This window comes from Kitasatospora sp. NPDC096204, assembly GCF_044763205.1.
In the GTDB taxonomy this organism is placed as follows: Bacteria; Actinomycetota; Actinomycetes; order Streptomycetales; family Streptomycetaceae; genus Kitasatospora.
On record NZ_JBIWFT010000041.1, the window covers coordinates 12,640 to 36,185 of the forward strand.

Annotated in this window: 25 protein-coding genes; 12 read left to right on the forward strand and 13 right to left on the reverse strand. The window is 73.0% G+C overall.

Going from position 1 to position 23,546, the window contains the following annotated elements:
- Window positions 1-262: 262 nt before the first annotated feature.
- A complete protein-coding gene (locus tag ACIQ87_RS33140) occupies window positions 263-1,237 on the reverse strand; it encodes a hypothetical protein (protein ID WP_402414119.1) in 975 nt (324 codons plus the stop codon).
- 208 nt (window positions 1,238-1,445) lie between these two features.
- Between ACIQ87_RS33140 and ACIQ87_RS33145 the strand changes: the two genes are divergently transcribed.
- Both ACIQ87_RS33145 and ACIQ87_RS33150 read left to right on the forward strand, forming a co-directional pair.
- On the forward strand, window positions 1,446-2,603 hold the full coding sequence (locus ACIQ87_RS33145; protein ID WP_402414122.1) for a Glu/Leu/Phe/Val dehydrogenase dimerization domain-containing protein: 1,158 nt from the start codon (window positions 1,446-1,448) through the stop codon (window positions 2,601-2,603).
- A 384-nt stretch (window positions 2,604-2,987) separates the two neighbouring features.
- On the forward strand, window positions 2,988-3,245 hold the full coding sequence (locus ACIQ87_RS33150; protein WP_402414125.1) for a DUF3073 domain-containing protein: 258 nt from the start codon (window positions 2,988-2,990) through the stop codon (window positions 3,243-3,245).
- Between the two features lie 178 nt (window positions 3,246-3,423).
- Here the strand turns inward: ACIQ87_RS33150 and purM are convergent, their stop codons facing one another.
- From purM to ACIQ87_RS33165, 3 genes are all read right to left on the reverse strand, one after another.
- On the reverse strand, window positions 3,424-4,509 hold the full coding sequence (purM, locus tag ACIQ87_RS33155; protein WP_402414128.1) for a phosphoribosylformylglycinamidine cyclo-ligase: 1,086 nt from the start codon (window positions 4,507-4,509) through the stop codon (window positions 3,424-3,426).
- Window positions 4,510-4,588: 79 nt separating this feature from the next.
- Window positions 4,589-6,172 carry an amidophosphoribosyltransferase gene (purF, locus tag ACIQ87_RS33160; protein ID WP_392881767.1) on the reverse strand — a complete coding sequence of 528 codons (1,584 nt, stop codon included), beginning with the start codon at window positions 6,170-6,172 and terminating at the stop codon, window positions 4,589-4,591.
- A gap of 288 nt (window positions 6,173-6,460) precedes the next feature.
- The gene (locus ACIQ87_RS33165; protein WP_402414131.1) at window positions 6,461-7,306 is read right to left on the reverse strand and encodes a diacylglycerol kinase; all 846 of its coding nucleotides are present in this window, start codon (window positions 7,304-7,306) and stop codon (window positions 6,461-6,463) included.
- Between the two features lie 126 nt (window positions 7,307-7,432).
- Between ACIQ87_RS33165 and ACIQ87_RS33170 the strand changes: the two genes are divergently transcribed.
- On the forward strand, window positions 7,433-8,716 hold the full coding sequence (locus tag ACIQ87_RS33170; RefSeq protein WP_402414134.1) for an adenylosuccinate synthase: 1,284 nt from the start codon (window positions 7,433-7,435) through the stop codon (window positions 8,714-8,716).
- A gap of 155 nt (window positions 8,717-8,871) precedes the next feature.
- A complete protein-coding gene (locus ACIQ87_RS33175; protein ID WP_402414137.1) occupies window positions 8,872-9,474 on the forward strand; it encodes a GNAT family N-acetyltransferase in 603 nt (200 codons plus the stop codon).
- A 48-nt stretch (window positions 9,475-9,522) separates the two neighbouring features.
- On the opposite strand, the gene ACIQ87_RS33180 is transcribed toward ACIQ87_RS33175, so the two are convergent.
- The gene (locus ACIQ87_RS33180; protein ID WP_402414140.1) at window positions 9,523-9,678 is read right to left on the reverse strand and encodes a hypothetical protein; all 156 of its coding nucleotides are present in this window, start codon (window positions 9,676-9,678) and stop codon (window positions 9,523-9,525) included.
- 336 nt (window positions 9,679-10,014) lie between these two features.
- On the opposite strand from ACIQ87_RS33180, the gene ACIQ87_RS33185 reads away from it, so the two are divergent.
- The 3 genes from ACIQ87_RS33185 (at window position 10,015) to metG (ending at window position 12,909) form a co-directional block, all read left to right on the forward strand.
- A complete protein-coding gene (locus ACIQ87_RS33185) occupies window positions 10,015-10,863 on the forward strand; it encodes a helix-turn-helix domain-containing protein (protein ID WP_402414143.1) in 849 nt (282 codons plus the stop codon).
- Entirely contained in the window at window positions 10,860-11,060 is a 201-nt protein-coding gene (locus tag ACIQ87_RS33190) for a DUF397 domain-containing protein (RefSeq protein ID WP_392881754.1), read from the forward strand. Before ACIQ87_RS33185 ends, ACIQ87_RS33190 begins: the two co-directional genes overlap by 4 nt.
- Window positions 11,061-11,175: 115 nt before the next feature.
- Window positions 11,176-12,909 (forward strand): methionine--tRNA ligase, encoded by a 1,734-nt coding sequence (metG, locus tag ACIQ87_RS33195; protein WP_402414146.1) that lies wholly within the window; start codon window positions 11,176-11,178, stop codon window positions 12,907-12,909.
- A 65-nt stretch (window positions 12,910-12,974) separates the two neighbouring features.
- Here metG and cutA read toward each other — a convergent pair whose 3' ends face one another.
- Window positions 12,975-13,307, reverse strand: a complete 333-nt coding sequence (cutA, locus tag ACIQ87_RS33200; RefSeq protein WP_402414149.1) for a divalent-cation tolerance protein CutA — start codon at window positions 13,305-13,307, stop codon at window positions 12,975-12,977.
- An 84-nt stretch (window positions 13,308-13,391) separates the two neighbouring features.
- Between cutA and ACIQ87_RS33205 the strand changes: the two genes are divergently transcribed.
- Complete coding sequence (locus ACIQ87_RS33205; protein ID WP_402414152.1) at window positions 13,392-14,231, forward strand: alpha/beta fold hydrolase; 840 nt, start codon at window positions 13,392-13,394, stop codon at window positions 14,229-14,231.
- Between the two features lie 75 nt (window positions 14,232-14,306).
- On the opposite strand, the gene ACIQ87_RS33210 is transcribed toward ACIQ87_RS33205, so the two are convergent.
- The 3 genes from ACIQ87_RS33210 to ACIQ87_RS33220 all read right to left on the reverse strand — a co-directional run bounded on the left by ACIQ87_RS33210 (window position 14,307) and on the right by ACIQ87_RS33220 (window position 17,317).
- Window positions 14,307-15,209: a class I SAM-dependent methyltransferase gene (locus ACIQ87_RS33210; RefSeq protein ID WP_402414155.1), complete on the reverse strand. Its 903-nt coding sequence runs from the start codon at window positions 15,207-15,209 to the stop codon at window positions 14,307-14,309.
- A gap of 39 nt (window positions 15,210-15,248) precedes the next feature.
- A complete protein-coding gene (locus ACIQ87_RS33215; protein ID WP_402414157.1) occupies window positions 15,249-16,253 on the reverse strand; it encodes an NAD(P)/FAD-dependent oxidoreductase in 1,005 nt (334 codons plus the stop codon).
- Between the two features lie 95 nt (window positions 16,254-16,348).
- Window positions 16,349-17,317: a hypothetical protein gene (locus ACIQ87_RS33220; protein ID WP_402414160.1), complete on the reverse strand. Its 969-nt coding sequence runs from the start codon at window positions 17,315-17,317 to the stop codon at window positions 16,349-16,351.
- A 128-nt stretch (window positions 17,318-17,445) separates the two neighbouring features.
- On the opposite strand from ACIQ87_RS33220, the gene ACIQ87_RS33225 reads away from it, so the two are divergent.
- Window positions 17,446-17,724, forward strand: a complete 279-nt coding sequence (locus ACIQ87_RS33225) for a type II toxin-antitoxin system Phd/YefM family antitoxin (RefSeq protein WP_402414163.1) — start codon at window positions 17,446-17,448, stop codon at window positions 17,722-17,724.
- 254 nt (window positions 17,725-17,978) lie between these two features.
- Here the strand turns inward: ACIQ87_RS33225 and ACIQ87_RS33230 are convergent, their stop codons facing one another.
- Both ACIQ87_RS33230 and ACIQ87_RS33235 read right to left on the reverse strand, forming a co-directional pair.
- Entirely contained in the window at window positions 17,979-18,548 is a 570-nt protein-coding gene (locus tag ACIQ87_RS33230; protein ID WP_402414165.1) for a GNAT family N-acetyltransferase, read from the reverse strand.
- 23 nt (window positions 18,549-18,571) lie between these two features.
- A complete protein-coding gene (locus tag ACIQ87_RS33235) occupies window positions 18,572-19,462 on the reverse strand; it encodes an NAD(P)-dependent oxidoreductase (RefSeq protein ID WP_402414167.1) in 891 nt (296 codons plus the stop codon).
- Between the two features lie 106 nt (window positions 19,463-19,568).
- On the opposite strand from ACIQ87_RS33235, the gene ACIQ87_RS33240 reads away from it, so the two are divergent.
- Window positions 19,569-19,916: a winged helix-turn-helix transcriptional regulator gene (locus tag ACIQ87_RS33240; protein ID WP_402414169.1), complete on the forward strand. Its 348-nt coding sequence runs from the start codon at window positions 19,569-19,571 to the stop codon at window positions 19,914-19,916.
- Between the two features lie 62 nt (window positions 19,917-19,978).
- Here ACIQ87_RS33240 and ACIQ87_RS33245 read toward each other — a convergent pair whose 3' ends face one another.
- Together ACIQ87_RS33245 and ACIQ87_RS33250 are read right to left on the reverse strand one after the other, a co-directional pair.
- Entirely contained in the window at window positions 19,979-20,401 is a 423-nt protein-coding gene (locus ACIQ87_RS33245; protein WP_402414171.1) for a DUF350 domain-containing protein, read from the reverse strand.
- Window positions 20,402-20,539: 138 nt separating this feature from the next.
- Window positions 20,540-21,028, reverse strand: a complete 489-nt coding sequence (locus ACIQ87_RS33250) for an LURP-one-related/scramblase family protein (protein ID WP_402414173.1) — start codon at window positions 21,026-21,028, stop codon at window positions 20,540-20,542.
- Between the two features lie 128 nt (window positions 21,029-21,156).
- On the opposite strand from ACIQ87_RS33250, the gene ACIQ87_RS33255 reads away from it, so the two are divergent.
- Complete coding sequence (locus tag ACIQ87_RS33255; RefSeq protein WP_402414175.1) at window positions 21,157-21,690, forward strand: GNAT family N-acetyltransferase; 534 nt, start codon at window positions 21,157-21,159, stop codon at window positions 21,688-21,690.
- 7 nt (window positions 21,691-21,697) lie between these two features.
- Window positions 21,698-23,527 (forward strand): NHL domain-containing thioredoxin family protein, encoded by a 1,830-nt coding sequence (locus tag ACIQ87_RS33260; RefSeq protein WP_402414178.1) that lies wholly within the window; start codon window positions 21,698-21,700, stop codon window positions 23,525-23,527.
- Window positions 23,528-23,546: the final 19 nt, after the last annotated feature.

The following is a 23,546-nucleotide window of genomic DNA, read 5'->3' on the forward strand; positions in this document are numbered from 1 at the left end:
GGACAGTCACATAGTGATGACATCCGGTTACGAGGGGACCAGACCCTCCGTTTCCCCGCAAAGCACGCATCGACTCCAGAACCACCCAAAAGTGGGCACGCTCACGTGAAGTTGGGCTGGTTGTCCCATTTTTGCACATAGGGGTAAGTTCGCGTCAACGGTGAGTAGTGTCACGTTCGGCAGCTATTGACCCGAACCAGGACCTTGGTCATCACCCGTGCAGTGCCAAGGGCTCTTACAGTCATACACGCGAGGTCGGACGTCAGTTCGCGTGCCGAAGTGCCAGCACCCGACGCCAGCGCACCGTCAGTTCCCCGTACACGCGCAGCGCCTCGGCCGTGTCCCCCGCCCGCAGCGCGCGCAGCCCCTCCTCCAGTTCCCCCGCCGAACGGTCCGCCAACAGCCGTTCCGGGCCCAGCAGATGCACCAGGCCCCCGTAGTCCAGCTCCACCAGCGAACGCGGGTGGAACTCCTCCAGCCAGCGCCCGACCCGCTCGGCCCCCTGCACCAGCTCCCCGTCCGGCACCGCCTCGCGCAGCGCCCGGAAGGCCCGTGCCACCCGCCGCCGCGCCTGCGCCATCGGCACCAGGTAGAACAGCGCCGCCGGCCGGCCCCCGTGCTCCCCTCCCCCTTCCCCCACCCCTTCCTTCCCACCCGGCGGACCGTCCACGCCCCCGTCCACGCCCCCGTCCACGCCCCCGTCCGCCGCCGCGTCCCCGCCCGGCACGAAGCAGCGGTCCTCGTCCCCGAACGGCAGGAACCAGCGCACCGGCACCTCCCAGCGGCTGGTGAGGATCCACGGCCGGGCGTCCGGGTGCTCGGCCCGCCAGCGCTCCCGGTCCGCCTCGGCGGCCGCCCGGGCCACCGGCGGCAGCGCGGTGTCCAGCAGCGCCACCGGAGCCCCGGCCCGCAGCTCCTCCAGCGCCTGCCAGCTGCGCAGCCTGGTCGCCCACGGGCAGACGTACAGTACGCCGTCCACCACCCGCAGGTACGCCCGCCCGCTCTCCCGCTCGGGCAGCGCCCGGGGCGTACGGGCGGCCAGCCCGACGAGCGCCTCCCGCTGCTCCTCCAGCACCGCCGCCGCCACCGGCTGGCCCGGCTCCGCGGCGTCCGGCCCGCGCTCCGCCGCACAGGCCTGCCAGCGCGCCCGCTCGGGCTCCGGATAGGCGGCCAGCGGCTCGTAGACCCGCAGGTGGGCGGCGTAGGGCGGCTGTACGGAAGTACGTACGACGGTCACGTCCTGCATGGTCGCACGCGCCGCCCGACCGGGGGAGAGCGCGCCCCCGAACCGTTCGCGTCCGCACCCGCGTACCACTTCCCGTCTCACCCTTCGGACGACCTGCCCCAGCTCGGACAAGACAGCGGATCGACGGCCTCCGCGCGGCTACGCTTCGCCCTAGGCGCCCGCACCACAGCAGCGGGCCTTCATTACTGGAGTCACCACAGTGACCGACGTACAGACCCCCGCCACGCACCCCGCACCCGGCGTGCTCAGCAGGATCTTCCGTACCGAACAGGACGGCGCCCCCGGCGACGGTCACGAGCAGGTCGTCCTCTGCCACGACCGCAGCTCGGGTCTGAAGGCGATCATCGCCATCCACTCGACCGCCCTGGGCCCGGCCCTCGGCGGCACCCGCTTCTTCCCGTACGCCTCCGAGGAGGCGGCGCTGGAGGACGCGCTCAACCTGTCCCGCGGAATGTCCTACAAGAACGCGCTGGCCGGACTGGACCTCGGCGGCGGCAAGGCCGTCATCATCGGCGACCCGAACAAGGACAAGAACGAGGCGATGCTCCGGGCCTACGGCCGCTTCGTCGAGTCCCTGCGCGGCCGCTACATCACCGCCTGCGACGTGGGCACCTACGTCCAGGACATGGACGTCATCGCCCGCGAGACCGAGTTCGTGACCGGCCGCTCGCCGGAGCACGGCGGCGCCGGCGACTCGTCCATCCTGACCGCCTTCGGCGTCTTCCAGGGCATGCGCGCCACCGCCCAGGCCCGCTGGGGCCAGCCGACCCTGCGCGGCAAGCGGGTCGGTGTCGCGGGCGTCGGCAAGGTCGGCCACTACCTGGTCGGCCACCTGGTCGCGGACGGTGCCACCGTCGTCGTCACCGACCCCTTCGAGGCCGCGGTCAACCGCGTGCGCGCCGCCCACCCCGAGGTGGAGGTGGTCGCCGACACCGCCGCCCTGCTGCAGGCCAAGCTGGACGTCTACGCCCCCTGCGCCCTCGGCGGCGCGCTGACCGACGACACGGTCGCCGCACTGGGCGAGTTCGGCACCTCGATCGTCTGCGGCGCGGCCAACAACCAGCTGGCCCACCCGGGCGTCGAGAAGGACCTGGCCGACCGCGGCATCCTCTACGCGCCGGACTACCTGGTGAACTCCGGCGGCGTCATCCAGGTCGCCGACGAGATCGACGGCTTCAACTTCGAGCGGGCCAAGAACAAGGCCACGAAGATCTTCGACACCACCCTGGAGATCTTCACCCGGGCCACCGCCGACGGCGTCCCGCCGGCCGTCGCCGCCGACCGCCTGGCCGAGAAGCGGATGCGCGAGATCAGCGCCCTGCGCACGGTGCTGCTGCCCAGCGCCCGCCGCGGCTGATCGGACCGGCGACCGACCGCGTGATGCGCGGGGGGTAGTCACTACGGCCCCCCGCGCATCACGATGTGGAACCGGATTCTCACTTCTCCGCCCGAACGGGTGATCCGAGGTCCCCCTTGGGGGGATAATCGATCCCGGAACGACGGAGCCAAGCCACCACCGAACAGCGCGCAAACCGCGGCAAAACCTCCGCTGACCTGGGAAGACCCGGTCGCGGGCGCGGTCTGTGCGCGCCACGTCACACCGACGACGTACCGTCCGGCGGCGGAAACAGGTACCGTTAATGCTCCAGGGGACGGCTTCTCCACTTCGGGCAGGCCGATCCTGAACATGAACACGTGTCAGACTCGGGGCCGTGAGCCCCGCCGTTGAGGGGGTCGACCCATGGGGCGCGGCCGGGCCAAGGCCAAGCAGACGAAGGTCGCCCGCCAGCTGAAGTACAACAGCGGCGGCTTCGACGCTAACCGTCTGTCCAACGAGCTGGGCGTATCGCCGTCCACCGCTTCGATCGAGCCTGAGCCGATCGAGGAAGAGGACGACGACGACCCGTACGCGGAGTACGCAGCCCGCTACGGCGACCTCGACGACGAGGACGACAACGAGCCGGGCGCCGGGCCGTCGCAGGCCTCCCGCCGCTCGTAACCACAGCATTCCCGCAGGCCGGTCCGGACGCCCAGGGCGCCGGGCCGGTCTTCGGCGTTCCCTCGTCCGGGACCGGCCCCTGTCCCCCCGGCGGCCCCCATCGCACGCGAGAGGGCCCCTCCGGTGCTCCGGAGGGGCCCTCTCGTCGTCACGTGCGGGTCAGCTCGCCACGTGGGCGTCAGCTCGCCCGGAAGCCCTCGTAGGCGTTGTAGAGGGCCGCGCCGTCCTCGTGCTCGTCGGTGCGCTCGACGATGTCGCCGAGCAGCCAGGCCTCCACGCCGCGGTCCTCCAGGATCGACAGCACGACGTCCACCGAGTGCGGCGGGACGACCGCGACCATGCCGACGCCCATGTTCAGCGTCTTCTCGATCTCCAGGGTGGCCACCCGGCCCACCTCGGCGACGGTCTGGAAGACCGGCAGCGGGGTCCAGGTGCCGCGGTCCAGGCGGGCGTGCAGGCCGTCCGGGATGACCCGGGCCAGGTTGGCCGCCAGGCCGCCGCCGGTGACGTGCGAGAAGGCGTGCACCTCGGTGGCGCGGGTGAGCGCCAGGCAGTCCAGCGAGTAGATCCGGGTCGGCTCCAGCAGCTCCTCGCCGAGGGTGCGGCCGAACTCCTCGACCTTGCGGTCCAGCTTCCAGCCGGCCTCGTTCAGCAGCACGTGGCGGACCAGCGAGTAGCCGTTGGAGTGCAGGCCGGAGGCGGCCATCGCGATCACCACGTCGCCGGCCCGGACCCGGTCCGCGCCGAGCAGCGCGTCGGCCTCCACCACGCCGGTGCCGGCGCCCGCGACGTCGTACTCGTCCGGGCCCAGCAGGCCGGGGTGCTCGGCGGTCTCGCCGCCGACCAGGGCGCAGCCGGCCAGCGCGCAGCCCTCGGCGATGCCCTTGACGATCGCGGCGACCCGCTCCGGGACGACCTTGCCGACGCAGATGTAGTCGGTCATGAACAGCGGCTCGGCGCCGCACACGACCAGGTCGTCGACGACCATGCCGACCAGGTCGTGGCCGATGGTGTCGTGCTTGTCCATGGCGGCGGCGATGGCCACCTTGGTCCCCACGCCGTCGGTGGCCGAGGCCAGCAGCGGCCGCTCGTAGTTCTTGAAGGCGGACGCGTCGAAGAGGCCGGCGAAGCCGCCGAGACCGCCGACCACCTCGGGGCGGTTGGCCTTCTTCACCCACTGCTTCATGAGCTCGACGGCGCGGTCGCCCGCCTCGATGTCGACGCCGGCGGCGGCGTAGGTGGCGCCGTTCTGGTTGCTGGTCACTGCGTGCGGCCCTCTCGGGTCAGGTGGGGGTTGGAACAGCGGTGGGGCCCCGTTTCTCGGGACCCCACCGTGAGAACGCTTACGGCCGGCGCAGCGCGTCGGCCGCGCCCGCCCCGCCGAGCAGCGACTGGACGCCGTCCAGGTCGCTGCCGCTGGTCGGCTTGCCTCGGACGGCGGGCTGCGCCTGGCCGCCCTTGATCTCGGCCTCCAGCAGGAGCTTGCCGAGGAGGGCCGGGTCCGGCAGCTCCATCGGGTACTCGCCGTCGAAGCAGGCCCGGCAGAGCTTGTCCTTGGGCTGCTTGGTGGCCTCGATCATGCCGTCGATCGAGATGTAGGCGAGCGAGTCCGCGCCGAGGGTGCGGCCGATCTCCTCGATGGTCATGCCGTTGGCGATCAGCTCCGCGCGGGTGGCGAAGTCGATGCCGAAGAAGCAGGGCCACTTCACCGGCGGCGAGGAGATCCGGATGTGGACCTCGGCGGCGCCCGCCTCGCGCAGCATCTTCACCAGGGCGCGCTGGGTGTTGCCGCGCACGATCGAGTCGTCCACGACCACCAGGCGCTTGCCGGCGATGACCTCGCGCAGCGGGTTGAGCTTGAGCCGGATGCCGAGCTGACGGATGGTCTGGCTGGGCTGGATGAAGGTGCGGCCCACGTAGGCGTTCTTCACCAGGCCGGAGCCGTACGGGATGCCGCTGGCCTCGGCGTAGCCGATCGCGGCGGGGGTGCCGGACTCGGGCGTCGCTATCACCAGGTCGGCCTCGACGGGCGCCTCCTTCGCCAGCCGGCGGCCCATCTCCACGCGGGAGAGGTGCACGTTGCGGCCGGAGATGGAGGTGTCGGGGCGGGCCAGGTAGACGTACTCGAACACGCAGCCCTTTGGCTTGGCCTCGGCGAACCGGGAGCTGCGCATGCCGTTCTCGTCGATGGCGATGAGCTCGCCGGGCTCGACCTCGCGGATGAAGGACGCGCCGCAGATGTCCAGCGCGGCCGTCTCGGAGGCGACCACCCAGCCGCGCTCCAGCCGGCCGAGCACCAGCGGGCGGATGCCCTGCGGGTCGCGGGCGGCGTAGAGGGTGTGCTCGTCCATGAAGACGAGCGAGAACGCGCCCTTGACCTTGGGCAGCACGACCTTGGCCGTCTCCTCGATGGAGAGGTCCGGGTGGCCGGCGAGCAGGGCCGTCACCAGGTCGGTGTCGTTGGTCGCGGCGGTCCGGCCGGAGCGCGAGACGTGCTCCTCGCCGGGCAGCTCGGCGACCATGGCCGCCAGTTCGGCGGTGTTCACCAGGTTTCCGTTGTGCCCGAGGGCCAGCGAACCGTTGACGGTCGCCCGGAAGGTCGGCTGGGCGTTCTCCCAGACCGAGGAACCGGTGGTCGAGTAGCGGGCGTGTCCGACGGCGATATGCCCGTGCAACGACCCCAGCGAGGCCTCGTCGAAGACCTGGGAGACGAGCCCCATGTCCTTGAAGACGAGAATCTGGGAGCCGTTGCTCACTGCGATGCCCGCGGATTCCTGACCGCGGTGCTGCAGGGCGTAAAGGCCGAAGAACGTGAGCTTGGCGACCTCCTCGCCGGGAGCCCAGACACCGAAGACGCCACAAGCGTCCTGGGGGCCTTTCTCACCGGGAAGAAGATCGTGGTTGAGTCTTCCGTCACCACGTGGCACGCCTTCGAGTCTAGGGCAGTTGACCAGGGCTTCCGGACCCCGGGACTGGGGGTTTGTCCGCCGACCACGAGTTAACGCGCGTAGACAAAACCCCTTACAGGTCCGGGATTTCGGGTGGGGGGAATTCCGACGGGTGGCGGTTGGCCTTGCGGTTCGCGCCTGTTGGGGAGTTCGGCACCTGCGGCGGGAGGGGTCGGGGCACGGCGGAACGTGAGCCTGCTCACCCGGGCTTCCCCCGCCGGTCGCCCGCCGGTCACATCTCCTCGCCGCTGCCGTCGGGCCACCGACTCAGGCCGCCGGCAGCAGCAGGCCCCAGGCACCCGGGTGCACCGTCCAGGTCCGGGCCCGGACCGGGCCGACCGGGTGGCCGTCCGCCTCGTAGCCGAAGCCGCGCCCGACCACCGAGACGCTCGCCGCCCGGGCGCGCACCAGGTCGCCGGAGGCGGCGACCACCACCTCCATCTCGCCCGTCCCGTCCGAGGCGCCGGACGGGAGCGTGACCTGGACCAGCCGGACCGGCCGGTGGACGTCGGCGAGCAGCCGCCCGTCGGCCTCGACCCGGACCCGGGAGCTGTGGTCGGTGCCGTCCGGGGTGAGCACGTTCGCCTGCTCGGCCGCAGCCAGTTTCGCCCATAGCGAACGCCATCCGCCCGTACGGCCCACCGGCCGACGCGTGCCCCCGCCGGTGATCCGGACCCCTCCCAGGGCCACCCCGCCCCCGTCGTCCACCAACAGGTCCAGCCGGCGCGGCGCGCCCGACAGCACCGCCCGCGCGGCCCGGACCGGCTCCCCCGGCACCCCGAGCGCGCGGGCCGCGACCAGCTCCTCCGAGCGCCCGACCGGAACCATCCCGACCGGTTCGGCACCCAGCTCACGCTGGCGATGCAGGGCCTGGAGCACCCTCTGCAACGCGAGGTCGGAACCGATCACGACCGGTCGCCTCCGACCCCGATGCGAAAGCACCCGGTCGAGCTCGGACGGGTTCTCCGGAAAGGCCACCTTGGCGTCCGCACCCCCGCAGAGCACGTCCTTCGCGATCCGCACCGACTCGCCGTCGGTCTGCCGGGCCACCGGGTCGAGGAGCAGCAGGAGCGGCTCCGGGCCGCCGGTAGCAGGCGTGGACAGGGACGACACGACCGGTCCTTCCTCAGGTAATCTCTCGGTGCAAGAGCCCCTTGCGCCATTGCGCCAGGGGCTTCGTCTATCTCGGGGCAGACTGCGGCCTACGCAGGATGCCCCAACCGGAAGGGGTGTACGCCTGTGCCGGCACTCGTGCTCGTTGGTGCTCAGTGGGGAGACGAGGGCAAGGGGAAGGCCACCGACCTCCTCGGAGGCTCCGTCGACTACGTGGTCCGCTACCAGGGCGGCAACAATGCCGGTCACACGGTGGTCATCGGCGACCAGAAGTACGCCCTGCACCTGCTCCCTTCCGGAATCCTCAGCCCGAACGTCACGCCGGTCATCGGCAACGGCGTCGTGATCGACCCGGCCGTGCTGCTCTCCGAGCTGGCCGGCCTGAACGAGCGCGGCATCGACACCTCGAAGCTGCTGATCTCGGGCAACGCCCACCTGATCACGCCGTACCACCGCACCCTGGACAAGGTGACCGAGCGCTTCCTCGGCAAGCGCCGGATCGGCACCACCGGCCGCGGCATCGGCCCGACCTACGCGGACAAGATCAACCGCGTCGGCATCCGGGTCCAGGACCTGTTCGACGAGTCGATCCTGCGCCAGAAGATCGAGGCGGCGCTGCACGACAAGAACCAGATCCTGGTCAAGCTGTACAACCGCCGCACCATCCCGGCCGACCTCGTGGTCGAGGAGTACCTGGGCTACGCGGAAAAGATCAGGCCCTTCCTCTCCGACACCACCCTCGTCCTGGACGAGGCGCTGAAGGCGAACAAGGTCGTCCTGCTGGAGGGCGGCCAGGGCACCCTGCTCGACGTCGACCACGGCACGTACCCCTTCGTGACCTCGTCGAACCCGACGGCGGGCGGCGCCTGCACCGGCGCCGGCATCGGCCCGACCAAGATCGACCGGGTCATCGGCATCCTCAAGGCCTACACCACCCGCGTCGGCTCCGGCCCGTTCCCGACCGAGCTGCTCGACGAGGACGGCGAGGCGCTGCGCCGGATCGGTGGCGAGCGCGGTGTCACCACCGGCCGCGACCGCCGCTGCGGCTGGTTCGACGCCGTCATCGCGCGCTACGCGACCCGGGTCAACGGCCTCACCGACTTCTTCCTCACCAAGCTGGACGTGCTGACCGGCTGGGAGCAGATCCCGGTCTGCGTCGCGTACGAGATCGACGGCAAGCGGGTCGAGGAGCTCCCCTACAACCAGTCGGACTTCCACCACGCCAAGCCGATCTACGAGACGCTGCCGGGCTGGACCGAGGACATCAGCAAGGCGAAGTCCTTCGCCGAGCTGCCGAAGAACGCCCAGGCGTACGTGAAGGCGCTGGAGGAGATGTCGGGCGCCCCGATCTCGGCCATCGGCGTCGGCCCGGGCCGCGACGAGACGATCCAGATCAACTCGTTCATCTGAGCCCGGACATCCGAGCCCGAGCTTCCGAGCCCGAGCGCTTCGAGGGCCCCGCAGGACGCACCGTCCCGCGGGGCCCTTCGCTTTGCCCGCCCCCCAGTTTTGCACTAGTTCAAACATCTATTGCCTCTAATGCAGAGCCGGGCTACTTTTGGATCATGACCGCGAAGCTGCCCACACCCGTCGTCCTCACCGGCCGCCACATCCGCCTGGAGCCGCTGGAGCGCCGCCACCTCGCCGACCTCTGGGCCGCCGTCGGCTCCGAGCCCGAGGTCTGGCGCTGGACCATGCACCTCCCGCCGGCCTCGGAGGAGGAGTTCGGCGCGATCGTCGACACCCGGATCGCGGAGGCGGCCGCGGGCGAGTCGGTGAACTTCGCCGCCGTCGACCTCGCGACCGGCCGGGCCGTCGGCGCCACCGGCTACCACGACTTCACCGCGCAGGACGAGTTCGTGGAGATCGGCGGCACCTGGTACGCCCGCTCGGTCTGGCGCACGGCGGTCAACACCGAGGCCAAGCTGCTGCTGCTCGGCCACGCCTTCGAGGACCTCGGCATGGGCCGCGTCTTCTGGAAGACCGACGCCCGCAACGAGCGCTCCCGCACGGCGATCCAGCGCCTCGGCGCCCAGTACGAGGGGACCTTCCGCCGCCACCGCCGGCGCCCCGACGGCACCTGGCGGGACAGCGCCTACTTCTCGATGCTCGCCGACGAGTGGCCGGCGGCCAAGTCCCGTCTGACCGAACGGCTTTCCCGGGGCTGAGGCGCGGTCCGGCCCCGGGCCGCGCCCCGGCGGCCCGGCCCGCAGCGACTACTTCCGCTTGCCCCGGGCGGCATGGGCCGCAGCCAACTCGCGTTTCGCCGCGCGGAGTTCATAGGGCTGGATGTTCACCAGCCAGACCAGCCAGCCGACGAACAGGACGGCGAGCAGGAGCGCCGACAGTCCGGCGACGAGAAGCGCATTCACCCGGATGCGGAAAAGCGCTGGGGAGGGTGGGGCCGGCGGGAAGGGCCTGGTGGCGAGGGGAGGGGCATGGCAGTCTCCGGTCGGTGATTTCGGGTGCCGCGACCATGCATCTGGTGTGTCATTACGGCCGGTCGAGGGCCGATTGACGACTGTTTAGACGGCAACAAGTCAGCGAGTGACACGGACGACCATAGGGTCAAGGTGCCAGAGTTGCTACCGAGCGCGAGGACGTTCACTCCATCGTGGGGTATCCCCCGTTTCAGTAGCTAGGGCCCTGTGTGCGCGGCACACTTCACCGGAAGCATCGACGCCAGCCGCGACCCGGAGAAGAGAGTCATGCCACCCCGCTTGTCGCCGACCGTGCGCCAGCAGCGCCTCGGGATCGAGTTGCGCAGGATGCGCGAACGCGTGGGCGTCACGCCCAAGAGCCTGGCCGCCACCATCGGCACCGACCTGCCCAAGATCTCCCAGATGGAGAACGGGAAGTCGGGGATCAGCGCCGAGCGGCTCCGGATCTGGGCCCGCACCTGCGCGTGCGAGGACGGCCCTTATCTGGACGCCCTGTTGGCGATGACGCAGGACCGGCGCAAGTACTGGTGGGACGGCTACCGCGGCCGACTGCCGAGCGCGATCATCGACATCGCGGAGATGGAACACCACGCGTCCTCCCTGTCCATCCTGAACAGCACCTTCATCCCCGGACTGCTGCAGACCCCGGAGTACGCCGCCGCGGTGTTCGAGCGGCTGCCCCCGCAGTACCGGCAGGAGGCGGAGGTCCGGAAGGCGTTCCGGATTCGGCGCCAGCAGCTCTTCGACGACCACCCGAAGCCGTACAGCGCGTTCCTGCACGAGTCCGCACTGCGCATGCAGTTCGGCGGACCGGACGTGCTGCGCGAGCAGTTGCGGAGCCTGCTGGCGAATTCCGAGAGGCCCGGGGTGGAGATCCGGGTGATCCCCTTCAGCGTGCCCACCTACACCGGCTCCGGGGAGAGCCTGTACCTCGCCCGCGGTCCCGTCCCGGAACTCGACACCGTCCAGATCGATCTCTCCCACGGGCCCACGTTCGTGCACACCCAGGTCGAACTGGCCTCCTACCGCCGGATCAAGGAGGAGACCGCGGCGATCGCGCTCGGACCGGACGAGTCCCGGGACTTCATCCGGGCCTTACTGAAAGACTTCGCATGAGTGGCTGGCGCAAGGCCTCGGCCAGCGGTGAGAGCACCGACTGCGTCGAGGTCAGGTCGGCGGGCGAGCTGGTGGAGATTCGCGAGTCGGACCGGCCCGAGGTCGTCGTACGGACCACCCCGCGCAAGTGGGCCGCCTTCGTCCGCGGGGTGAAGTCCGGGGAGTTCGACCGGTACGGCGACTTCACCCGGCCGTGACGTCCCGGCCCGGCGCCCGACCGCCCGCTAGGCTTGCGGCTCACAGTGGATCCCTGCGCCTGGCACGGCACTCCGGGTGGGGGTGCGCGTGCGGGAGAAATCGGAGCATCCGAGGATGGCTCGGCACCTGATCACCAGCGCCCTTCCGTACATCAACGGGATCAAGCACCTGGGCAACATGGTCGGGTCCATGCTCCCGGCGGACGTCTACGCCCGCTACCTGCGCCGACGCGGGCACGAGGTGCTGTTCATCTGCGCCACCGACGAGCACGGCACGCCCGCCGAACTCGCCGCCCAGGAGGCCGGGTTGCCCGTCGCCGAGTTCTGCGCCCGGGCGCACGACGCGCAGCGGGCGGTGTACGACGGCTTCGAGCTCTCCTTCGACCACTTCGGCCGCAGCTCCTCCCCGCAGAACCGGGAGATCACCCAGGAGATCGCCCGCGAACTCCAGCGCAACGGCTTCATCGAGGAGCGCGCGATCCGCCAGGTGTACTCCAACGCCGACGGCCGCTTCCTGCCGGACCGCTACATCGTCGGCACCTGCCCGCACTGCGGCTACGACAAGGCCCGCGGCGACCAGTGCGAGAACTGCACCCGGGTGCTGGACCCGACCGACCTGCTGGAGCCGCGCTCGGCCATCAGCGGCAGCTCCGACCTGGAGGTCCGGGAGACCCGCCACCTGTTCCTGCTCCAGTCCAAGCTCACCGAGGAGGTCGAGGACTGGGTCGCCGGCCACGCCGACGACTGGCCGGTGCTCGCCTCCTCGATCGCCCGCAAGTGGCTGACCGAAGGCCTCCAGGACCGCCCGATCACCCGCGACCTGGAGTGGGGCGTCCCCGTGCCGGCCGACGTGTGGCCCGAACTGGCCGCCGGGGGCAAGGTGTTCTACGTCTGGTTCGACGCCCCGATCGAGTACATCGGCGCCACCAAGGAGTGGGCGGACGCGGCCCCGGCCGGGCAGCTGCGGGACTGGAAGTCCTGGTGGTACGAGGCCGACGAGACCGTCCGGTACACCGAGTTCATGGGCAAGGACAACGTCCCGTTCCACACCGTGATGTTCCCGGCCACCCTGCTCGGCTCGCGCCGCCCGTGGAAGAAGGTCGACTACGTCAAGGCCTTCAACTGGCTGACGTACTACGGTGGGAAGTTCTCCACCAGCCAGCGGCGCGGCGTCTTCGGCAACGACGCCCTGGACCTGCTGCCCGCCGACTACTGGCGCTACTTCATGATGGCGCAGGCGCCCGAGTCGGACGACTCCAGCTTCACCTGGGACCTGTTCGCCTCGGTGGTCAACAAGGACCTCGCCGACACCCTCGGCAACTTCGTCAACCGGGTGCTCTCCTTCAGCCGCAAGCGCTTCGGCGACGACGTCCCCGGCGGGCACGCGCCGGGCGAGGCCGAGCAGCGCCTCGGCGAGCAGATCGCCGGCCTGCTTGCCGAGTACGAGGCCCAGCTGGACGCGCTCAACTTCCGCAAGGCGGCGCAGGCCCTGCGCGCGCTGTGGAGCGCGGGCAACGCGTACCTGGACGAGAAGGCGCCCTGGCTCCAGGTGAAGACCGACCCGGACGCGGCGGCGCTGACCCTGCGCACCGCGATGAACCTGATCCACCTCTACGCGGTGGTCTCCGAGCCGTTCGTCCCGGCCACGGCCGCGGCGATGCGCGGGGCCTTCGCACTGCCCGAGGACTCGCCGGCCGCCACCCGCGACTGGATCGCCCCGGAGGAGGCCCGGGCGCTCGACCTGGTGCCGGCCGGGACGGCGTTCACGGTGCCGCCGGTGCTGTTCGCCAAGGTCACGGAGGACGACGTGGCGGCCTGGACGGAACGCTTCGGCGGCTCGGCGGAGTAGCGGACGCACGGCGGCGGGGCCCGGGGTGGATCCCGGGCCCCGCCGCCGTGGTGCCCGCGGCGCCGTCACGCCCCCGCCGTCTCCCCGGCCACCCAGGCGAGGTAGCCCGGGCTGCCGCCCGTCACCGGCACGGCGATCAGCTCGGGCGTCTCGTAGGAGTGCCGCCCGGCCACGAACGCGCCCAGCCGGTCCACCAGTTCGGCCCTGGTCTTGAGGTCGATCCGCCACTCCCCGGCGTCCTGCACCTCGCCGTCCCACCAGTACACCGACCGTACGGGGTACACCTGGGCGCAGGCCGCCAGCCGCTCCCGCACCACGGCGGACGCCAGGGCCCTGGCCCGCTCCTCGCTCTCGTGGGTCGTGGTCACCACGACGAAGCGCTGCTCGCTCGCTGTCATGCCCCGACGGTACCCGGCCCGCAATCCCGTTGCCCGGCCCGCAATCCCGTTGCCCGGGCCGCGAACGGTTGCCACGATCACCCGGTGACGACCTTCACCAGCCACGACGGCACCCGGCTCCGCTTCCGGGTCCTCGGCGAGGGCGAGCCGCTACTCGTCCTCGCCGGCGGAGCGATGCGCGACTCCGCGTACCTCGGCGACCTCGGCGGCCTCGGCGCGCACCGCGCTCTGTACGTCCTCGACCTGCGGGGAACGGGCCGGTCGGAGCACCCGGCCGACCCGACGAGCTACCGGGTGGACCGGCAGGTGGCGGACGTCGAGGCCTTCCGGGCGCACCTCGGGCTCGACCGGGTGGACCTCCTCGCCCACTCCGCCGGCTGCTCGCTCGCCGTCCTGTACGCGCTGCGCCACCCCGGGCGCACCGGCCGGCTGGTGCTGGTCACGCCCAGCCTCCGGATCCTCGGCGGCGCCTCCACCGAGGACGACTACCGCGAGGCGGCCGAGGCCCGCGGCGCCACCCACGAGGAGTGGTACCCGGCCGCCCGGGCCGCCGTCCGCACCGCCTTCGCCGGCGGCGCCGCCGACGCGGACGACCTGGCGCCGCTCTTCCACGGCCGCTGGGACGCCGTCGCCCGCGCCCACGAAGCCACCCGCGCCGCCCAGAGCCACCCGGCGGCCACCGCCGGGTACCACGGCGGCGGCTACGAACCCGCTGCCGTTCGCGCCGCTGTCGCCGAACTCGCCTCCCCCGCACTGCTGTTGGCCGGCGCGTACGACCCCGACCCGCGGCCCGGGGCGGTCCGCGCCACGGCCGCGCTGTTCCGCCACGCCCGTACCGCCGTCCAGCCCGCCGCCGGCCACTACCCGTGGCTGGACGACCCGGCCGCGTTCTGCCGGACGGTGGCCGGCTTCCTCACCCGCTGACGCCGCGGGCCGGACGGGCCCGCGGCTGGCGGGTCGGTCCCGGCAGGTCGGTCCCGGCAGGTCGGTCCCGGCGGGTCAGTCCCGGCGGGCCGTGTGGACGGTCATCGCGGAGAGGTAGAAGGCGTCCGGGCGGTGCAGGATGCCGGTCGGGGCGTCCTCGGCGAGCAGGGCCTCCAGGGTGGCCCGGTCCTCGGCGTCGAGCTGCTCGGCGAGCTGGTCGTACCGCCGGGTCAGCTGGGTGTGCAGGTAGCCGCGCACCGGTCCGGCGAGCGGGGCCGGGCGGTCGACCAGGAAGGTGCGGGTCCCGGTCGGGGTCAGCCCGGCCCGCCGCAGCATGGCCGGCCAGTCCTCGATCTCCCGGATGCTGTCGGGCAGTTCGGCCCGCATGGCGCTGAAGCCGTCCTCGTGGGCGGCGTCCATCCGGGCCTGGAAGCCGGGCCGGCCGAGGCCGAAGTCGCGCGGCAGGTAGCGCGCCGGCAGGCCGCTCTCGGCGACGGCGAGCAGACCGCCGGGCCGCAGCAGGCCGGCGAGCGAGCTGAGCGCGGCCTGCTGGTCGCCCAGGTGGTGGATGGCGTTGCCGGACCAGATCAGGTCGGCCTCGCCGAGCTTGCCGAACTCGGTGGGCAGGTCGGCCTGTTGGGTGCCGAGCCGACCGCCGGAGCGGGTCCTGGCGCGCTCCAGCAGGGCGGCCGACTGGTCGACGGCCACCACCTCGGCCGCCGGGAAGACCTCCGCCAGCAGTCCGGCGATCACCCCGGGCCCGCTGCCGACGTCGAGGACCCGCCGCACCGCGCCCTCCCCGTGCAGGCCGAGCAGCCACCGGCCGGCCTCGGTGACGGCATCGGCCCGCAGGTCGGCCTCCAGCTCCAGGTGCGCGGCGAGCGCGTCCCAGTCGAAGTCGGCGGCGGGGACGTGCCCGTGGCCGTGGCCGTGGGAGTGCCCGTGCGAGTGGGCGGGGTCGTGCTGGTGCGCTGACATCCGGATTCTCCGATCGTGGGTTGACGAAAGCTTCCCCGCTCAGGCGGGCAGGGCGGCGCCGGACGCGCGGTACCGCCGCACCGCCCGGTCGACCTCCTCCGCCACGAGGTCGTGGTCGAGCGCGAAGGCGGCCGCCGCGCCCGCCCCGGCGGCGGTGACCACCTGGGCGCGCGGGTCGGCGACGTTGCCGACGGCCCAGACGCCCGGGAGGCTGGTGCGGCCGGTCCGGTCGGTGGTGACCCAGCCGTTGTCGTCCCGGGCGCAGTCGAGGCCGAAGAGCAGCGCGTCCCTGGGCACCGGCTGCGGGAAGACGAACACCGCCTCGCGCGGCACCACCAGCCCGTCGGCGAGTTCGACGCCGCGCAGCCGCCCGTCCTCGGACACCAGGCGGACGATCCGGCCCTCGACCACCCGGACACCCCGGGCGGCGAGCCGCTCCCGCTCGGCGTCGGTCGGCCGGAGGGTGTGCGCGAGCAGCACCACGTCCGCCGACCACTGCCGCAGCAGCAGCGCCTGGTCGACCGCGCCGGGACCGGTGCCGAGCACCCCGAGCGGCCGGTCGCGGACCTCCCAGGCGTGGCAGTACGGGCAGTGCAGCACGTCGCGGCCCCACCGTTCGACCAGGCCCGGCAGCTCCGGCAGGCCGTCCCGCAGCCCGGTGGCGACGACCACCCGGCGCGCGTGCAGCACCGGGCCGCCGGCCAGGTGGACCGCGAAGCCGGGCCCGTCCGACTCGCTCGGCCCGTCCGGCCCTTCCGGCCGGATGTGCTCGATGTGCTCCACCCGGGCGTCGATCAGGTCCACCCCGTACCGGGCGACCTCCTCCCGCCCGACCGCCAGCAGCGCCGCCGGGGGCAGGCCGTCCCGGCTCAGGTAGCCGTGCATGTGCGCGGCGGGCGCGTTTCGCGGCTCCCCCGCGTCCACCACCGCGACCCGGCGCCGGGCCCGGCCCAGCACCAGTGCGGCGTTCAGTCCCGCCGCTCCGGCGCCGACCACCACCGCGTCGTAGCGCTCGCTCTTCCCGATCCCGGCCGTCTCGCCCATGGCGCTCACCTCCACCGCCAGGCTGCGGCCCGCCTCACGACACCGGCAAGCTTTGTTGCCGCCTCAGCAAACCCCGGCCTCGGCAAACCCCGGCCTCAGCGCACCCCGGCCGACCCACCCGTCCGCCGCCAGTACGACCGGGCGGCCACCATCAGCGCGACCCCGTACCCGGCGAACCCGCACATCCCGACCCAACCGACCTCCAACGCGCTCTGCTCACTGGCGAAGGCGCCCAGCCTGATCCGCGTCACCCCGGCGGTGCACAGCGTCAGGTAGCCGATCCCGAGGACCCCGTACGGCGCCAGCGTGGCCGCGCCCAGCAGGGCCGGGGTGAGCGGCAGCCAGCGCGGCACCCGGCGGCCGCGCAGCGGCAGGGTCCAGCGCGGGAAGACCTGCCCCCACGGCCGGACCAGCCCCCAGAGCAGGAACACCCCGAGCAGCGCCAGCAGCATCGTGCCGTCGAGCCCCCAGCGCTCCAGGGCGAGCCAGAGCCCGGAGGACCCGTTGCGCACGTAGTCGTCGTACATCCGGTCGCCGCCGACTCCGGCGAAGGAACCGCCGAGCGCCCAGACCAGCTTCATCAGCACATACGGCACGAACGCCAGGGTTCCCGCCCAGGCGGCGAGTTGGACGAGCGGCGGAGCCGCCGTGGGAGCGGGCACGGCCCGTCCGGCCCGACCGCCCCGGCCACCGGGCCGTGCCCCCAGGGCGGTGCGGGCCAGCAGCACCGCCCCCACCGCCGCCAGGGCGCGCTCCACCGAGTCGGGGACGCTGTCCACCGACTGGCCGAACAGCAGCGTCACCCCGTCCATCAGCAGTCCCCAGGCCCCCACCGCGGCCGCCCCGCACAGCGCCCACAGCAGCCACCGGAGCCATCGGAGCCGGAGCACCGGCTGCCGCCGCACCACCGCCAGGCCGGCGGCGGCCGAGACCACCCCCACCCCGGCCACCACCCACCCCGACCGCCCCGCCCCGAACAGCTCCGTCCCGTTCAGCGCGCACCCCAGCCCGAACCCGGCGCACCCGAGGCCCCAGCCGGTCACCGCCCACCCGTTTCTCACCATGCCGCCAGGCTCGCCCGCGCCGCCCGCACCGCCCCTCCCCCGACGCGGTGATCCGGCTCCCCCACCCGGGGGACCGGGGCGGCCCCCGAAGCGCGACACGAAGCTCCACGGCGCGGGACAGTGGCGCCATGAAGACCGTCACGCAGCGCGAACTCGCGGCGCGGTCCAAGGCCGTACCCGATGACGTCGAAGCCGGCGAGATCTACCGCATCACCCGCGCCGGTGCGGAGATCGCCGGGATCCGGCCGATCGACAACCGCCGGCGCTTCGTTCCCGTGGCAGAGCTCCGACGCGGGTGGCGGGGCGATCCCGCGGTCGAGGCCGCGCGGATGCGGGCCGAGGCCGAGGCCGACGCCTTCCACGGCGACGAGGACCGGGTCGGCGGCGCCCCTCGGGGGCACGCGTGAACGGACGGCTCCGACCCGGCCGGCTCGACGTCCACGCGGCGACCGGTCTTCCTCGGCTCCCAGCGGTCGAGGCCACGGTGGCTTCGGTCCTGCCGGCCGAGTCCTCCCAGGACGTCGCCATGGCCGAGGCCCCGGCTGGGACACCGGCGGGGACACCGGCCGGGGCCCGACGGCCGGTAGGCCTGGAGGCGTGGTCCGCCGTTCTCCCGGCCGCCGTGAGGCCGCCCGGCCACGGCGGCCGGGCGGGCCCGGGCTCACCCCCTCGGCGCGGCGAAGCAGTGGACGGTGACGGTCCGTCCGGAGGCCCACCGCTGGTCGCCGCCGCCGAGGTGGGTCCAGCCGAGGCGGCGGTAGAGGGCCACCGCGGCGGTGTCGGTGGCGAGCACGTCGAGCACCGGGTGCAGGCCGAGCGCCCGCGCGTGCGCCACGGCGCAGGCCAGCAGCCGGGCGCCGATGAGGCGACCACGCGCCCCGGGGGCGACGTAGAGCCGGCCGATCACGGTGGCGAGTTCCGGGCGGCCGCCGGTGCGGTGGCTCCACAGGGCGGGGGCGAGGTCGCCCGGGGCGCTGCGGGCGACGCCCACGTGGCCGACGAGCCGGCCGTCCGACTCGGCGACCCAGGCGGCCAGCAGGCCGTCCGGGGTGAGCCAGGCGGCGGGCCGGTCGGGCCAGTCGGCGGGGTAGCCGTCGGCGGCGTGGACGTCGCCCAGCACCCGGACGCAGTCGGCGAGGTCGTCGGCGCGGCGCGGTCGGACCACCACCCCCGCCCCGGCCTGCCGTGGGTCGGACGCGACGACGGTGGCGCGTTCTTCTAGGTCTGCCATGCCGGTACGTTACCGGCCGGGCCTCACCGTCGCAGCAGGTCGACGACCCCGGACAGGTCCTCCTCGCCGCTGCCGATCTCCAGTCGACGCTCCATCAACCGGAAGTACGGCTCGATCAGTTCGGGGCTCACCCCCTGCTCCTCGGCGGTGCGCAGGATGGTCCCCTTGGCGGCCACCTGCATCGCCAGGCCGGACACCACGCCCTTGGTGTAGTCGCCGCTCTCCAGCTGTTCCGCGGTCGTGCCCACCGAGTGGGACATCGCTGAGATCCAGTCGCCCAGCAGCGGCGCCAGCTCGCTCGGGGCCACGGACTCGCCGCGGATCAGCGCGAAGGCCTGCGCGACCCCGGCGAACATCCCGTACATCCCGCTGAGCAGCGCCACGTCGTACAGCGCCGCGTGCCCGGCGTCCGCGCCCACGTACCGGGTGTCGGCCGGGGCGGCGAGGGTGTCCCGGTGCTCCTCGAACAGTTCGGCCGAGCCGCCGTAGAACACGTACCCGCCGGAGACCGGGACACCGATCATCGGCGGGACGGCCATGATCGCGCCGTCCAGGTAGCGGGCGCCGTGCCGCTCGGCCCAGGCGGCGCGGAGGCGGGACTGCCCGGGGGTGTTGGTGACCAGGTTGACCAGGTCCTTGCCGGTCAGGTCGGCGCCGTCCAGCGCCTCCAGCACGGAGGCGTCGTCGAGCAGGCAGACGACGACCAGCCGGTTCGCCGCGACGGCCTCCGCGGCGGTGGCGGCGACGGTGGCGCCGCGGGCGGCGAGCGCTTCGGCGCGGGCGGCGGTGCGGTTCCAGACGGTCAGCGGGTGCCCGGCGGCGAGCCAGGCCTCGGCCAGCGCGGTGCCCATCGCACCGAGGCCGAGCAGGGTGAGCGGGGTCTTCGACGGGTTCTCAGCGGGGTTGGTTGCCATGGCAGTCAGCCTCCGCGCGACCCCGGTGAACGATCAAGTACGCACTTCGAAGTGGGCGGTTACCCTGGGGTGAGCATCGAGCTCACAGGGACCGGGAGGGGTGGGCATGGCGATCGTGCCGAGGCCGGGGGCACACGTCTGCGGGACGGACGCCGCGATGGACGTGATCGCCGGCCGGTGGAAGGTGTCGATCCTCTGGGCCCTGGCCGAACGCCCGCGCTGCCGCTTCGGCGAGCTGCGCCGACTGCTGCCGGGCATCACCGAGAAGGTGCTGGCCGCGCACCTGCGCGAGATGGAGGCGGACGGCATCGTGCACCGGGAGGCGTACGAGGAGGTGCCGCCGCGGGTCGAGTACGAGCTGACCGAGGCGGGGCTCCGGCTCAACACGGCGCTGGGGCCGCTGGGGGACTGGGGGGAGCAGCACGTCCTGGGCAAGGCGCCGCACCTGGCGTAGCGCTCCCGAAGGCCCGGCCCGGCCCGGCAGCCGAACGCCCGACCCGGCACCCGGAGCGGTCGTCAGGCGATCGCGGCCGACACCACCGCCGCCACCGCGATGTTGCAGGCGGCGGAGACCCACACCGCCGGGTGCGGCTCCGGCTCGACCAGGATCGCGCCGAGCCTGCCCGGCGTCAGCAGGTCCACCAGCCAGAACGCGACGGCCATCAGCACCAGCCCGAGCAGGCCGTAACAGGCCGTCGACACCAGGCCCTTGGCGAAGTCGGCGTAGGTGTACACGATCGCGGTGAAGACGATGCCGCCGATGCCGAGCAGCGCGGAGCTGAGCAGGACGGCGGCGTTGCGGTTGCGCTCGACCCAGATCTGGTGGCCGAGCCTGCCGGGCGTCAGCAGGTCGACCAAGCCGATGCCGAGGAGCAGCAGCACCACACCGAGGGCGCCGTAGGCGGCCGCCGCGCCGAGCCCGTGCAGGATGTCGTTCATCGTGGTTCCAGCCCCCGGTCCGCTCACGCCGTACCCCTCGACCTGTCGGTCAGGGCCCCCGACCGACACGGTCAAGGGTTGGCAAAAGATACCCCACCCGGGTGAGGGGCGGACCGGGATCAGGAAACCGGGGACGGGTCAGTCCTCCTCCCGCACCAGGTGGTCGACGCAGGCCGCGACGGCGAGCAGCAGACCGGTGTCGGCGCCGTCGGCGATCTCCACCCCGTAGGTGTCCCGGATCCGGAACCACGTGCGGCTGATTCTGGCCAGCTCGTCGCCGTGCTGGTTCTCGATCCGGTAGTCCTTGTCGATCAGGTTGCCGTGGATCTTCAGCTCGCCGCCGGAGGCCAGCTCCACCAGGTACTTGTCCCGGAACGGGGTGAACAGCTTCTCCCGGACGGTGGCGACCACCTCGCCGTCGGCGTCCTCGATCCTCATCGCGTCGCGGACGGTGAGCATCTTCTCCTTCACCACCGCGACCACCCGCCCGTGCGCGTCCTTCAGTTCGAAGGTGTCCCGCACCCGCATCACCTTGCCGTCCACCAGGTACGCCTTGTGGCCCCGGTCGTCCTCGATCCAGTAGTCGTCGCCGACCGCGAACAGCTTCTCCCTGACCAGGTACCGCACCGTGCGACCTCCTCGTGTTGACGTCGTCCCATTCGACCCCGAGCCCCCGGCCGCGGAGAAGCACCGCCACGGGAACACCGGCCGGAAACCCCTTCGCGCGGCGGCCCCCGATCCCCTTCAATACCGCCATGCACCCCGACCTCACCACCGCCGAGCTGCGCAGCGAGCGCCTCGACCTGCTGCCGATCGCGCCCGAGCACGCCGAGGAGCTGGCGGCCGCGCTCGCCGACCCGGCCCTGCACGCCCACACCGGCGGCCGACCTGCCACCGTCGAGGAGCAGCGCGCCCGCTGCGCCCGGCTCGCCGCCGGTTCCCCCGACCCGGCCGAGGCCTGGGGCAACTGGGTGCTGCGGTTGCGCGCCGACGGCGCCCTCACCGGCTACGTGCAGACCACCGTCCGCCCCGACGAGGCCGAACTCGCCTGGGTGGTCGGCACTCCCTGGCAGCGCCGCGGCCTGGCCACCGAGGCCGCCCGCGCCCTGCTCGCCCACCTCGCCGCCGCCGGCGTCCGCACCGCCGTCGCCCACATCCACCCCGACCACCACGCCTCCGCCAAGGTCGCCCGCGCCCTCGGCCTGCACCCCACCACCCGCACCCAGGACGGCGAGACCCGCTGGCAGGCCGACCTCACCCGGAATGCGGGCCCCCGCCGTGCGGTTTGATTGACGCATGGCATCTCGTGCACGTGTACGCGCCCCCGAACTCGTCGGGGCAGGCGGTTGGCTGAACACCGGCGGCAAGGAGCTCACCCTCGCCGACTTCCGCGGCAAGATCACCATCCTGGACTTCTGGACCTTCTGCTGCATCAACTGTCTGCACGTCCTGGACGAGCTGCGGGAACTGGAGGAGAAGCACCGCGACACCGTGGTGATCGTCGGGGTGCACTCGCCGAAGTTCGTGCACGAGGCCGACCACGAGGCCGTCGTCGACGCCGTCGCCCGCTACGAGGTGCACCACCCCGTGCTGGACGACCCGGCGCTGGCCACCTGGAAGCAGTACGCCGTCCGGGCCTGGCCGACCCTGGTGGTGATCGACCCGGAGGGCTACGTGGTCGCCCAGCACGCCGGCGAGGGCCACGCCCACGCGCTCGCCCGGCTGGTCGAGGAGCTGGAGGCCGAGCACGCCGCGAAGGGCACGCTGCGCCGCGGCGACGGCCCGTACGTGGCGCCGGAGCCGACCGCCGGGGACCTCAAGTTCCCCGGCAAGGCACTCCGGCTGCCGAACGGTCACTTCCTGGTCGCCGACTCCGGCCACCACTCGCTGGTCGAGCTGGCCGAGGACGGCGAGACGGTGGTGCGCCGGATCGGCGACGGGCAGCGCGGCCTGGTGGACGGCGACGGCACGGACGGCGCCGGCCCGCGGTTCAGCGAGCCGCAGGGCCTCGCGCTGCTGCCGGAGGGCTCGGAGTACGACGTGGTCGTCGCCGACACCGTCAACCACGCCCTGCGCGGCGTCCGGCTCTCCGACGGCCTGGTGACCACCCTGGCCGGCACCGGCCGGCAGTGGTGGCAGGGCTCGGCCACCGAGGGCCCGGCCCGCGAGGTGGACCTCTCCTCGCCGTGGGACGTCGCCTGGTTCGACGGCCGGGTGTGGATCGCGATGGCCGGCGTGCACCAGCTGTGGTCGTACGACCCGGCCGCCGGCACGGTCGCGGTCGCGGCCGGCACCACCAACGAGGGCCTGGTGGACGGGCCCGTCGCCGAGGCCTGGTTCGCCCAGCCATCCGGCCTCGCGGTCTCGGCGGACGGCGAGCGGCTCTGGGTGGCGGACTCCGAGACCTCCGCGCTGCGCTGGGTTTCACGTGAAACACGAACGGTCCACACCGCCGTCGGCACCGGCCTGTTCGACTTCGGCCACCGCGACGGCGCGGCCGACCAGGCGCTGTTCCAGCACCCGCTGGGCGTCACCGTGCTGCCGGACGGCTCGGTGGCCGTCGCCGACACCTACAACCACGCGCTGCGCCGCTACGACCCGGCGAGCGGCGAGGTCGGGACGCTGGCCACCGACCTGCGCGAGCCCTCCGGGGCGGTGCTGGTGGACGGCGACGTGGTGGTGGTCGAGTCGGCCCGGCACCGGCTGACCAGGCTGCGGCTGCCGGAGGAGGCGGTACGGGTCGAGTCGGTGGCGCACCGCACCCAGCGCGCGGCCACCGAGGTCGCCCCGGGCGCCTTCCGGCTGGACGTGGTCTTCGAGGCGCCGAACGGCCAGAAGCTGGACGAGCGCTACGGCCCGTCCACCCGGCTGCTGGTCAGCGCGACCCCGCCCGAGCTGCTGGTCTCCGGAGCCGGCGCGGACAGCGACCTCTCCCGCGAGCTGGTGCTCTCCGCCGAGGTCGCCGAGGGCGTGCTGCACGTCTCGGCGATGGCCGCCTCCTGCGACGACGACCCGGAGATCGAGTACCCGGCCTGCCACGTGCACCAGCAGGACTGGGGCGTGCCGGTGAAGCTGGTCGCCGACGGCGCCCGCCGCCTCCCGCTGGTCCTGGCCGGGATGGAGTAGCCCGGGGCGCACGGAGCGG